The organism is uncultured Sphingobacterium sp. (assembly GCF_964277905.1).
Taxonomy (GTDB): domain Bacteria; phylum Bacteroidota; class Bacteroidia; order Sphingobacteriales; family Sphingobacteriaceae; genus Sphingobacterium; species Sphingobacterium siyangense.
Genome location: NZ_CAXYKD010000045.1, coordinates 177,795 through 190,028, shown reverse-complemented (window position 1 = coordinate 190,028; position 12,234 = coordinate 177,795). Strand labels below are relative to the sequence as shown.

Below are 12,234 nucleotides of genomic sequence, written 5' to 3'. Positions count from 1 at the left end.
GAGCAAAATGAAAAAAATTATACTGCCTTTATTGGCAATAGCGATAGGAGTTACATCTTGTAAAAAATATTTGGATATTAACGTGGATCCGAATTCGCCTTCTACAGAGAACGTGACGAGTAATTTGATCCTTCCAGGCGTTGAGATGAACTTAGCAACAAGTTATGGGAATTTTTTCCGTATTTTGGGAGGTTACTATTCCGAACAGTACGCACATTTGTTTGGTACAAGTAACTATGTGGATTACTCTCAATTTGTTACTTCTCAAACGCGTTCAAGCGGTACATACACGCAGTTAAATACGCGAGTATTAAATAATTTGCAGACAATCCGAGAAAAATCAGTTGCAACGAGCAGTTGGGGAGATAATCTTGCGGCTACCACGCTGAGAGCTTTTACCCTTCAAGCATTGGTTGATGCTTATGGAGAAACACCTTACACAGAGGCATGGAACAAGGATATTTTAGCTCCCAAATATGATAATGGTGATGTTGTATATAATGGTATTCTAGCGGAATTAAATGATGCATTATCGAAAGTTTCAGATGACACACCTGTAATTGAATCATTCCTATTTGGGAAGTCAAACTCTGCAAAATGGATTAAATTTGCAAATGCATTAAAATTAAAAATTTTAATGCGGATGAGTAAGGCTCAAGATGTTAAAAGTCAATTGGCAACCTTAATCGCCGAAAATAATTTTCCGACTGATGACGTTGCTTGGGCCGGAATTTGGGCTGATGAAACAGGTAAAGCAAATCCATATTATCAAGAAGAGTTTGCTGCATATTTCGGTTCCACTCAGAAGAATGTTACTTTAAATTTAGCGTTGTCTGCAGTAATGGAAGAATCTAATGATGCAAGATTAGGAGCTTTTTTTGATAAAAATAAAGATGGGAAATTCTTAGGAGGTGTTTCTGGTACGAATTATTCTACTTCAAAATTGTATAAGGCTGAAAACTTTAATAGACCTGCAATGAGATATGATTCCCCAGTATATCTGATTACTAAATCAGAGGTGGAATTTTTCTTAGCTGAATATTATGCTAAAAATGGATCTGCCGCGAATGCAAAAACACATTACGAAAAAGGAATTACAGAATCTTTTTTATCTGCTGGATTATCGGGATCCGATGCACAAAATGTGATTACTGGAATCTACGCTTATAATAATGCTAACTATGAGAAGTTAATTGGTATTCAAAAATGGGTGGCTTTATCGGGAACGAATAATTTTGAAGCATGGTGTGAATTGAGACGTCTTAAATATCCGACATTTGGTACAGTCAATGGAACTGCTATTTACAATGTAGCAAATGATGTTTTCAAACCGGAACTTCTTGTACCAGGCACATTGTATACACCAATAGATGTATTTAACACTTTGGGTAATAATCAGCTTTTGCAAAGAATCCGTTATGCGCAAAGTTCTACAAATGCCAATAGTAATGCCCCTGCGGTTAAACCAGATAAAGAACCTGTGTTTTGGGCGAAATAAAATTGGGTGATAAATTTTAAATATAAAATAATGAAAAGATTTATATATAATATTATTCCTTTTATGCTTGTCTTGTTTTTATTTCAAGCATGCAAAAAGGATGAAACAACGGATGGGATGACCCATATCACAACTTATCCTGTTCTGACAATGACTGGCGATGTTTATCAATCTGTTGTTGTTGGTGGCAAGTATGTGGAAGCTGGAGTCACAGCTAAGGAGGGAGATAAGCCACTTGAAGTTAAAGTTACAGGCTCTGTTAACACATCCAAAGAAGGGATTTATGAATTAGTCTATAGTGCAGTGAATTCAGATGGTTTTCCTGGTTCCGTTAGTCGCTTTGTAGCGGTTTTATCTACTGCTCCAAAAGGAGATCTGTCTGGCAGTTATTCTTACCAGGCGAATGCTGCTTATTCTGCTACAATGACTAAATTAGCGGCTGGGTTTTATAGGTTTTCTAACGTTTGGGGAGCTTCAACTATTCCAGTTTTTGTATTGTCAAGCGATGGAATCAATGCTGTTGTACCAGAATGGTCGTTAAGCGCGTTCGGACCTGCAGTTGGTACTGGCGTTTTAAATGGTAATATTCTAACTTTCAAAATTACATTATTAGGTCAATCAACTCCTCCGAACACTTCAAGGATTTGGGTAAAAAAATAAAATTGAGATATTATGAAACTAACAAATAGAGTTTTAATATTTTTTCTTGCATTGACAGCTAGTGTTTCTTCTTGCAAGAAGGATGAAGTAGAAGGGACCGCGACACGAGAAACCGCAGGAGAATGGTATGTTACTGCTGATGCCGTTAAAGCAGATGGTTCACTTGTTGAAAAGGATGTCTTTGGTTTGGGCCATTTTAAAATAGGCACATATAATACAGTAGAAAATACTCCAGATAAGATGTGGATAGATGATTATGGTAATTTTTGGGTATTCAAAGGTCGAGTTGGTTTAAACTTGTCAGATAAGTCTTTTTCAGGAAAGACCATCAAAAACGAATCTGCTGATGGAGATGATATTACATTTGATATTACAAATGGTAAAGTTTTAAAAGGTGCAGCAAAATATCCCAATGGATCAGTTGCAGATAGTATTGTATTTGAAGTGAAGTTTAGCGATGATAGCCCGAATGGGTTTGATCACTATAGAGTCTCTGGAGTAAGATACTCTGGTTTGGTTGACAACGACTAATTCATCAACTAGACCCAGGTAGATAAATACTTTTTTGCAGTTAAAAGCGAATAAATTAGACAGTAGTAGCAATGTTGTTACTACTGTTTTTGTTTTATAAGTTTGTTTTAAGTTATGTTTTTTTGACAGTTTGTTAGGTTTTCGCGTTAATTATGCCACAGGATAAACTACAATATGCTGAAATATAGGAAATGCAATTTATAATATAAATGAACATGCTGAATTAATATAGTTGGGATTTACTCCTTAACTCTCGGTTTCGAACCCAATATAGATTATATGTTAAAATATTAATACTGAATTTAATAAACTATTGAATTCAATATGTTCTAAAGCAATTTTTTGTTTTATACTGAAGTACATATCCATTATTATCATAGATAGCAAACTCACGCATCTCCCATTCGAAAGTTTCTATTTCATAACATATTTTGACATTATCTTTCAAACTTTCCCATAAATTATCAACCGCATCTATGTTGAAGTAAAGAGACCCAGTAAATTGTGCTGTTTCGAAAGCAATGCTTTCAACAGGATGCGAAAACATGATTTCAATGGTTCCACTTCGCAGTAAAGCCCAGTTCAATGCTTTGTTTTTTTCAACACATGTAAATCCGAGTTTTTCAGTATAGAACTGAATAGTTTGATCTAAGTTTTTTGTATATAATATTGGATTTAAGCTTTTGTAGTTCATCTTTATTTGCCTTTAATTGTTTTGAACTATTGTTTGTCTTTTTGATAGTAGTTATGTGCTTTTTTTTATTGTTCTCGATTTTAATGGTAGTTTTATGATGAAAAATACAAAATATTGCAGTATTTATTGTTACTTTATGAAAAAACATTTACTTTTTTAGATTAAGGTGTATTGTTTTCATAATTATTTGGTAATTAGTGTTTTTGTGTATTGTTTTTTGTGTGAAACGCTCTGATTTATGCCATTTGTTTTCCAGTTTTTTAATTCTATTTCTAACTTCTTGTTGCAACTTTAAAAGTTTGTTATATCTTTGCTTTTAACAAAACCTTAACATTTCGTTGATGGCTTTTGTACACTAACTGTATTAGCCTGTTGGGCTCATCACTTTTGAAAAACATATATTAAAAGTTTCTTCGGTGCTTTTATCGTATTTAGTTAGATAAACTACTTATTTAAACAAACATAAACATATGAAACACAAACTACTCAGTTTTTTCGTGGGGAGTATGATCCTGTCGTCTGTTGCTTTTGCGCAAGAGAAGAAGATTAGCGGTCGTGTAACTGGCGCTGATGGGAAACCGTTGGTAGGAGTTACAATTGCCGTTCAAGGATCAAACATTGCTACTCAAACAGATGCAAATGGAAAATATTCTTTATCAGTTCCTGTTGGTAAAGTGATGGTTTTCAGGTATGTCGGTCATTCTGATAAGACTATAATCGTTAAAGATGGACAGTCATTATTCAACGTGTCACTAGAGGATCAGAATACAGCATTAGATGAGGTTGTCGTAGTCGCTTATGGTACTGCAAAAAAAGAATCTGTGACTGGATCCGTAACCTCCGTCTCTGCTAAAGATATCGAAAAGAGGCCGGTTACCAATGCATTTGCAGCTTTAGAGGGATCTGCTGCCGGTATTCAACTGAACAATACTTCTGGTATGCCAGGCGCAGAACCTAGTATACGGATACGTGGATTTTCATCATTGAATGGATCTAACAACCCGCTTTATGTCGTGGACGGTGTACCTTTTGGTGGTAATATTTCCGATATCAACCCCAATGATGTGGAAAGTATTTCAGTTTTAAAAGATGCTTCATCATCCGCACTTTATGGAAGTCGGGCTAGTAATGGGGTAATTATTATTACCACCAAGAAGGGTAAGGCTGGCCGTTCTCAGGTTAATATCTCAACAGACCAAGGTTTCTACTCGAGAGGTATTGCCGAATACGATCGCGTGAATGATAGACAATTTATGGAAGCCATGTGGCAGGGATATAGAAATAGTTTACTAACTAACAATTCGGCATCCTATCCAACAGTTCAATCTGCAAATGATGAAGCAACCAAATCTTTGGTGAGCAATTATTTGAAATTAAACATCTATGATAAAGCTGATGATAAACTATTTGATTCCAATGGAAAGCTTGTCTCTGATGCCCAAATAAAAAGTGGATATGCAGACGATTTGGACTGGTTTAAAGAAGTAGATCGCGTTGGACATCGTCAAAATTATAACATTGATGGAACTACCGCTACAGATAAAGCAAAGGTTTTTTATTCGACAGGATACCTAGACGAGAAAGGATACATTAAAAATTCGGGTTTAAAAAGATTTACTGGACGATTAAATGCCGAACTTCAAGCTAAAGATTGGTTCAAGTATGGCTTTAACTTAGCAGGTTCACATCAGATCTCAAATCAAATTAGCGGTTCTACTGACGATGCAAGTTCATTTGTTAATCCGTATAACTATGCAAGATCGATAGCACCAATCTATCCAATTCATTTGCATAACGCAGACGGATCTTATGCATTGGACGAGGCCGGAAAAATACAGTATGATAACGGTGAATCTACAAGATTGCAATATGTAGGAAGACATACCATTTGGGAAAATGAATTAAACAGAGACCAAACAGTTCGTAATACAGTAAATGGTAGAGGCTTTCTTGAATTCAAGTTTTTGAAAGATTTTACACTGACTTTAAACGGTGATTTAAATCTTCGCAATTCAGAACGTCGTACGTATAATAACGCAATAATAGGTGATGGTGCCGGTCAGGGTAGAGCGGCTAGGAATATTTATCGCTACAAAAACTATACAGTTCAACAATTATTGACTTGGAACAAAGATTTTGGCTTACACCATCTGGACTTATTGGCAGGACATGAGAATTATTCTGACAACTGGAGTTATCTATATGGCTATAAAACAGATGAAATTTTTGAAGGCCAAACTGATATGGTAAATTTCACCAAAATTACGTCGCTGTATGACTATCAGGAAGATTATCGTGTAGAAAGTTTCTTGTCTCGCGCTCGTTATAATTACGCGGGTAAATATTTTGCTGAAGCATCTTTTAGAAGGGATGGTTCGTCTCGATTCAGCCCAGACAATCGTTGGGGTAACTTTTGGTCATTAGGCGGTAGCTGGAGCGTATCTAAAGAGGATTTCTTTAAAGATATGCTGAATACTGTTAATGATTTGAAGGTTCGAGCATCTTATGGTGAAGTAGGTAATGATGAAAGTGCAAGTAAGTATTCTTATTTATCCTTATATGAGTTAAGCCAGAATGCGAATGCAGGTGCGGTATTTAAAAACCAAAACCCTTCACCTGACTTAATTTGGGAAACCTCTAGTTCGTTCTCTGCGGCAGTAGAAGCCCGATTATTTAAACGAGCAAATTTAAGCTTTGAATACTTTAACAAGCAGTCTCAAAACTTGATTTTTGATTTTAATCTTCCATTGTCTGCTGGAGCAACATCATCTTCGAGTGCAGTTTCAACAGTAACAAGGAATATTGGTTCAATGTCAAATAGGGGCTTCGAGTTAACTTTTGATGTTGACGTGTTAAAGGGTGATGGATGGAGATGGAATGTTGGTGCGAATGCAACTTGGTTGACGAATAAAATATTATCACTACCTGAGGAAAATAGGGCGAACGGAATTGTAACTGGTAATTTCAAATGGGTGGAAGGCGGAAGCCGTTATGACTTCTGGTTGTTTAAGTATGCGGGTGTAGATCAGATGACTGGTCGTTCACTTTACCTGGCAGACACAGAGCGTTTTAATGTGAATGGTTCTGCACCAGGAAAAGCAGAGATTCCTACAGCGGAACTTGTTGAAATTAATGGAAAATACTACGTTACTAATGCTTCTAGCTATGGTCTAAGGGGCTGGTCCGGATCGGTTATTCCTAAAATGAATGGAAGTTTCAATACTAGCTTTGAGTATAAAAACTTCAGCTTCTCAGCGTTATTCACTTACGCTATCGGTGGTAAAGTATACGATTCTTCCTATGCCAGTTTAATGGCCATGTCCGGTACGCCAAGTGCGCTACACACGGATATCATGAAATCGTGGAACGGTATTCCAGATGGAATGACAGCCTCCTCGGCGGATAGGTTGGATGTAAATGGTATTCCTTCTATCAACTTTTCTCAAAGTAGTATGAATAATTATGCTACTAGTGACCGTTTCTTAACTGATGGATCATATTTGGTTATCAAGAATATTGCGGTAGGTTATAGTTTGCCAAAAAAATTGATTAGTAAAATAGATTTGTCTTCCGTGAGAGTTGTTGCTGGAATTGAAAACTTGTCTACAATGACAAAACGTAAAGGAATGAACCCGCAACAGCAATGGAATGGTACCAGCACAAATGCTTGGGTTACTCCACGTACAATTTCTTTTGGTGTAAAAATTGGATTATAAGAAATCAAACAATGAAAAATAATAAATATATAAAAGTATTGTTAGCAGGAATGATTCTTGTTTCTTCTTGCAAAAAAGACTATCTAAATACAAGTCCTACAGATTCCGTTGAGCTTTCTAAAGTATTTGAGACGACAAAAAATGCTGAAGTAGCCGTTAACGGTTTGGCAAAAATGATGACCCAACAGTATTTAGGCAGCCAAGGCTTTAATGGAGAGGGGACAATCAAAATGTACTATGGGAACTATCCTGGAAACAATTTTTTTGTCAACTTAAGTGGCTGGGCAGACATTATTAATGCAAATTATAATCAAAACTTAACAAGTATTTACCTGTATTATCCTTGGTTTTATTACTACAAGATCATTGGTAACGCAAATCAAATTGTCGAAAATATTGATGCTGCGGATGGAAACTTAGCCGACAAACAATTTATAAAGGCACAAGCATTGACTTACCGTGCTTACAGTTACATGATGCTAGCTCAGATCTATGGCAATAGATGGAGTGATTCCAATAATGGACAGACAAATGGATTGGTTTTAAGAAAAGATGTGTCAACAGGAGACATGCCTTTATCTACCTTGGGCCAGACTTATGATTTGATCTATACGGATTTGAATGATGCTATTTCATTGTATGAATCTTCAAAATTAGTTCGTAATGCAAATAAAAATTACGAAGTAAACAAAGATGTTGCTTATGCGGTTTATGCTCGAGCTGCTTTGAATAAACAGGATTATGTCAATGCTGAGAAATATGCTGTTTTGGCACGGGCTAATTATGAACTGATGAATAATGCAGAGTATAAAAGTGGCTTTGCAAATCCAAATAGAGAGTGGATTTGGAGTAGCTACGGTGCGTCTGATGAAACGTTATACTTCTATTCATTTCAATCGTATATTGCTTATAACTCGTCGGCAAGTGCTGTTAGAACGACGCCTAAATGTATCAGTAGAGAATTGTTTGATAAAATTCCTTCAACAGATATTAGAAGAGATCTTTTCTTAGATCCAAAAGGCGAAGCGTACACAACAGCTACAGGATTGGCCGGAGCGACGATGAAGGCTAGGGCTTTTGCTACATTTCCAGATTTACAGTCTAATGCAGTGCCTTACGCTTACATGAACTTTAAGTTCAAAGCGAATGATCTACCGGGTGTCGGAAATTTGAATCATTTTAGGGCTTCCGAGATGTATCTTATTGAAGCTGAAGCTAAATTTTTCCAAAATAAAGCAGCAAGTGAAGTTCAAGGTGTTCTTAACGCATTAAACGCAACTTCAGGAAGAGATGTCAAGTATGTTTGTACAAAAACAGGGACAGATCTGCTTAATGAAATTAAACTTTATCGCGCGGTTGAACTATGGGGCGAAGGATTCGATTGGTTCGATATGAAACGTTGGGGAGATGCTATTGTGAGAAGAAATAACGCAAACGGGGGTAATTTCCTTACATCTTTAGCTGTTACAATTAATCCACAAGATAAAAATAAGTGGACTTGGTCTATCCCTCTTCGCGAAAGCGATTATAATAAGGGTTTGGAATAATTCAAAGAATAAATCAATAGGATTAAAAGGCCGGTACAATTTGTATCGGCCTTTTTATTTAAGGATACCTATAGATTGCGAGAGTTCGCATTGTCTGGGCCTATCCCTTATGAGATATATTACTAAATCGTTAATTTTATGTATATAAATTAATAGACTAACAATTTATTAATATTAACTTAATATTGAGAATCTATTTTTACGCCGTTGAAAGATGATGAATAGAAGATGGAAAAATGATTCTGCTCGTATCATATCATCACAAGCGAAAAAGATAATTTATTTAAAATTCTCATGAAAAAAGCACTTTTACTCTTAGCCCTGATAGGTCCTGTCGTAGCGCTTGCGCAAAATAATAATGCGCCCTCCAGCTATGATCCACATGATATCAAGATTACGGGGTACCTTCAGACACAGTTTCAGAAAGCGCAATCTCCCGGAATTACTTCCTTTTCGGGTGGGGATTTTTCAAAGAATTCGGATAACAGGTTTATGATCCGCAGGGGACGTCTTAAAATTGACCGCGTGGATACGTACTCCAGTATTGTCTTTCAGTTGGATGCTACTCAAGACGGTGTACAACTGATGGATGCCTTTATTCAATTGCGCCACCCAAGCCAAAAAGGCCTAAGTTTAACAGCGGGTCTTTTCAATAGACCTTTTGGATACTCTATTGTATATTCATCGGGCTATCGCGACTTTCCGGAACGGGCGCGTGTATTCCAGACGTTGATGCCACGCGAACGTGATCTTGGTGGAATGGTAAGTTATCATCCTGGCGGTAAAGTTAAATTCTTAAACTTAGATTTAGCCTTGGTGAATGGCAGTGGCCATTCGGCTAAAGATTATGATTCCAAAAAAGATCTCATCGGTAATCTTGCTTTTAAATTTGATAGTCTAGCGGATAAAAAACTTCATTTGGGATTTGGTGGCTCATTCTATAAAGGTTCGGTTCGTAATGATACGAAAACTTATTATACACCCAATAGCAATGGTTATACAGCACATACCAGCGACGAGAATGAAGGCAGGGCGATCGGTAGGAATTATTATGGCGCCAATTTACAGTTGGAATTTGACAGTAGCTTGGGAAAGTCCAGCTTTAAAACAGAATATGTCGCCGGTGATCAGCCAGGGGTAGCGGGTGGTGCCGATATCAAAGGGCCTTACGCAAGCAGAAGTTTTACGACCCAACCGACAACAGACCTTTATCAACGAAAATTTAACGGATATTATCTTTGGTTTACGCAAGAGATTGCTAAGACCGGTATAACTGCGCTGTTAGCGTATGACGTCTATGATCCAAATACTAAAGCAAGTGGCGTGACAATCGGCATGCCCGATAATTTTACGGCCGACGGAGATGTTAAGTTTAGTACGTTGGGCTATGGTCTTGCATATCAGATTAACAATAGGATAAAATTGACCGTATATAATGAGCATGTAACAAACGAGACCACAAGTTTACCAAACTTTTCTGCTGATCTGAAAGATAATGTCTTCACTACAAGGCTGCTTTATCGTTGGTAAATTGGCTCAGGGCCACAATTTTATCGCAATGATCGGAGTTGATCGGAAGGATTCTTATTAGTATGACTAATGCATTAGGGGCGCGCGATTTGATTTAGATGTTGCGAGGGGACTAGATATTTTTCCGAATCCGGCTCAGGGATGATGCGGTAATCCCTAAATAGGATGCTAACATGGCTAATGGAACACGATTGGCCAAACCAGGGTAAAGCTTTAAGAACAGGAGGTAGCGTTCTTTGGCATCGAGATTCATCATGGTATTTGCCGTTTTTAGCTTACTTTCCACCACAAAACCATAAAGTTTGGCCATTAACAATGGCCAAACTTTAATTTCCTTTTCAAGGAGCGTAAAATTGTCAAAATCAAGGCTCCAGATTTCAGCATCCGTCAATGATTCAATGTAGTCATTGGAGGGTGTTCGATCTAAGAAGCTCTGAAGATCCCCAATAAAGCGGCCTTCATAAATAAAATAACGTGTAAAATCATTGCCTTTACTATTGTAATAGAGCGAACGGAATACCCCCGATTCCACAAAAGCAATGCTATTGTTTACTTTACCGCAGGCGACAAAATAGCTTGACTTTGGAATATGCTTTTTTTCGAATGCCTGTCGAATTAAGTTCTCTTCTCGCAAATCGAGCTGTCCAAATTTTCGGATGTATTCCAGTAATTGCTCCATGTTACCTTTATATTACTTAGCTAAGTTAATCAATTCTTCACGTTGAGGTCCTGTTGAAAGATACGTTATGGGAACTTGTAACTCTTCTTCTAAAAAGGAGATAAATGCACCCAAGGTTTCTGGAAGTAAGTTTGCCTGCTTGATATTAGAGAAATCGGTATTCCAACCTTTTAAATATTTCCAGATCGGTTTAATTTCTTGTTCAGCGGATTGAGGAAATGCTAAGGAAATTTTTTGTTCATCTATTTCATAATGTGTACAGACGGGGATGGCAGCCATTTCGTTCAAGATGTCGGCTTTCGTAAGAACAAGCTGAGTGACTCCATTTAACATGATGGCATATTTTAATGCCGGAAGATCCAGCCAGCCGACACGACGGGGACGCTTGGTATTGGAACCGAATTCAGCTCCTTTTTCCCGTAAATCATTGGCAGCTTGTCCTGTGATCTCGGTTGGGAAAATGCCATTACCCACACGGGTGCAATAGGCTTTTGTAACACCATAAATTTTGTCTACCAGTTTAGGCGACACACCCAAGCTTACACAGGCTGCGGAGGCAATCGTATTTGATGAGGTCACATAAGGATAACTTCCATGGTCGATGTCAAGTAGGGTTGCCTGCGCCCCTTCCGCCAATACCTTCTTGCCATCTTGGATCGCCTTGTTAAGAAAGATTTCAGTATCTATAATTGGCACTTGCTTTAACGAAGTGCATCCTCGAATAAAATCGTGGTAGAGCTCTTCGAATGCAGGCATTTCTTGTCCGAGAAGCTGTAGTTCATTGTATTGACGATTTAAAATTTGATATACGTCCGTATTAAAACTATCCGAGTGAATATCACCAACACGAAGGTTCTGTCTTAGGATTTTATTGGAATAGCTTGGCGCAATACCATTTTTGGTCGTTCCTATTGTGCGATACAATGGGGACTGTTCCATATAGATATCCCAATAACGATGGGTCGGTAAAACGAGATGCGCTTTTTGGGATATCAAAATTCTATCAACGAGATCTTGATCTGGCATAATGTGCGCCAGTTCTTCGATTTCTGCTTTAAATGCTAATGGGTCAACCACCACACCGGTGCCGATAATGTTTTTGACATGTGACGAAAAAATTCCCGATGGGAGTAGTTTAAGCGTAACTTTGTTACCTTGATAATAAATGCTATGTCCGGCATTCGCGCCGCCATTAAATCGAGCGATAATGTCATAGTCGCTTCCGATCAGATCAATGAATTTTCCTTTGCCTTCGTCTCCCCATTGGAGCCCAATTAGAATGTCCATATTGCCTTTGTCTTGAATTTATGGTCAAAGCTAGGGCTTGCAAAGCGGAGGACAATTGCCATTTGGCAAAAAGTGCTCCTCATTATCATTTG

At 37.6% G+C, this 12,234-nt stretch carries 9 protein-coding genes; 6 read left to right on the top strand and 3 right to left on the bottom strand.

Going from position 1 to position 12,234, the window contains the following annotated elements:
• The first annotated feature begins 7 nt into the window (after positions 1-7).
• From ACHWSC_RS21070 to ACHWSC_RS21060, 3 genes are read left to right on the top strand one after another with little or no spacing between them, the layout of a single operon-like run.
• The gene (locus ACHWSC_RS21070) at positions 8-1,498 is read left to right on the top strand and encodes a SusD/RagB family nutrient-binding outer membrane lipoprotein (protein WP_394678071.1); all 1,491 of its coding nucleotides are present in this window, start codon (positions 8-10) and stop codon (positions 1,496-1,498) included.
• Positions 1,499-1,528: 30 nt separating this feature from the next.
• On the top strand, positions 1,529-2,158 hold the full coding sequence (locus ACHWSC_RS21065; RefSeq protein WP_394678070.1) for a DUF5011 domain-containing protein: 630 nt from the start codon (positions 1,529-1,531) through the stop codon (positions 2,156-2,158).
• 12 nt (positions 2,159-2,170) lie between these two features.
• Positions 2,171-2,689: a lipid-binding protein gene (locus tag ACHWSC_RS21060; RefSeq protein ID WP_394678069.1), complete on the top strand. Its 519-nt coding sequence runs from the start codon at positions 2,171-2,173 to the stop codon at positions 2,687-2,689.
• Positions 2,690-3,008: 319 nt separating this feature from the next.
• Here ACHWSC_RS21060 and ACHWSC_RS21055 read toward each other — a convergent pair whose 3' ends face one another.
• Positions 3,009-3,383 (bottom strand): VOC family protein, encoded by a 375-nt coding sequence (locus ACHWSC_RS21055; RefSeq protein WP_394678068.1) that lies wholly within the window; start codon positions 3,381-3,383, stop codon positions 3,009-3,011.
• A gap of 470 nt (positions 3,384-3,853) precedes the next feature.
• Between ACHWSC_RS21055 and ACHWSC_RS21050 the strand changes: the two genes are divergently transcribed.
• From ACHWSC_RS21050 to ACHWSC_RS21040, 3 genes are all read left to right on the top strand, one after another.
• Positions 3,854-7,099 (top strand): SusC/RagA family TonB-linked outer membrane protein, encoded by a 3,246-nt coding sequence (locus tag ACHWSC_RS21050; RefSeq protein WP_394678067.1) that lies wholly within the window; start codon positions 3,854-3,856, stop codon positions 7,097-7,099.
• Positions 7,100-7,110: 11 nt separating this feature from the next.
• Positions 7,111-8,646, top strand: a complete 1,536-nt coding sequence (locus tag ACHWSC_RS21045) for a RagB/SusD family nutrient uptake outer membrane protein (protein WP_313183781.1) — start codon at positions 7,111-7,113, stop codon at positions 8,644-8,646.
• Between the two features lie 294 nt (positions 8,647-8,940).
• Complete coding sequence (locus ACHWSC_RS21040; RefSeq protein ID WP_394678066.1) at positions 8,941-10,176, top strand: porin; 1,236 nt, start codon at positions 8,941-8,943, stop codon at positions 10,174-10,176.
• A gap of 112 nt (positions 10,177-10,288) precedes the next feature.
• Here ACHWSC_RS21040 and ACHWSC_RS21035 read toward each other — a convergent pair whose 3' ends face one another.
• Positions 10,289-10,855 carry a Crp/Fnr family transcriptional regulator gene (locus ACHWSC_RS21035; RefSeq protein ID WP_394678065.1) on the bottom strand — a complete coding sequence of 189 codons (567 nt, stop codon included), beginning with the start codon at positions 10,853-10,855 and terminating at the stop codon, positions 10,289-10,291.
• Positions 10,856-10,867: 12 nt separating this feature from the next.
• On the bottom strand, positions 10,868-12,142 hold the full coding sequence (locus ACHWSC_RS21030) for an adenylosuccinate synthase (protein WP_394678064.1): 1,275 nt from the start codon (positions 12,140-12,142) through the stop codon (positions 10,868-10,870).
• Positions 12,143-12,234 lie beyond the last annotated feature (92 nt).

What these genes read in the sequence shown, in the direction of transcription:
- ACHWSC_RS21070 (WP_394678071.1), top strand. Translation starts at nt 8, where the DNA reads ATGAAAAAAATTATACTGCCTTTATTGGCAATAGCGATAGGAGTTACA.
- ACHWSC_RS21065 (WP_394678070.1), top strand. Translation starts at nt 1,529, where the DNA reads ATGAAAAGATTTATATATAATATTATTCCTTTTATGCTTGTCTTGTTT.
- ACHWSC_RS21060 (WP_394678069.1), top strand. Translation starts at nt 2,171, where the DNA reads ATGAAACTAACAAATAGAGTTTTAATATTTTTTCTTGCATTGACAGCT.
- ACHWSC_RS21055 (WP_394678068.1), bottom strand. Translation starts at nt 3,383, where the DNA reads ATGAACTACAAAAGCTTAAATCCAATATTATATACAAAAAACTTAGAT.
- ACHWSC_RS21050 (WP_394678067.1), top strand. Translation starts at nt 3,854, where the DNA reads ATGAAACACAAACTACTCAGTTTTTTCGTGGGGAGTATGATCCTGTCG.
- ACHWSC_RS21045 (WP_313183781.1), top strand. Translation starts at nt 7,111, where the DNA reads ATGAAAAATAATAAATATATAAAAGTATTGTTAGCAGGAATGATTCTT.
- ACHWSC_RS21040 (WP_394678066.1), top strand. Translation starts at nt 8,941, where the DNA reads ATGAAAAAAGCACTTTTACTCTTAGCCCTGATAGGTCCTGTCGTAGCG.
- ACHWSC_RS21035 (WP_394678065.1), bottom strand. Translation starts at nt 10,855, where the DNA reads ATGGAGCAATTACTGGAATACATCCGAAAATTTGGACAGCTCGATTTG.
- ACHWSC_RS21030 (WP_394678064.1), bottom strand. Translation starts at nt 12,142, where the DNA reads ATGGACATTCTAATTGGGCTCCAATGGGGAGACGAAGGCAAAGGAAAA.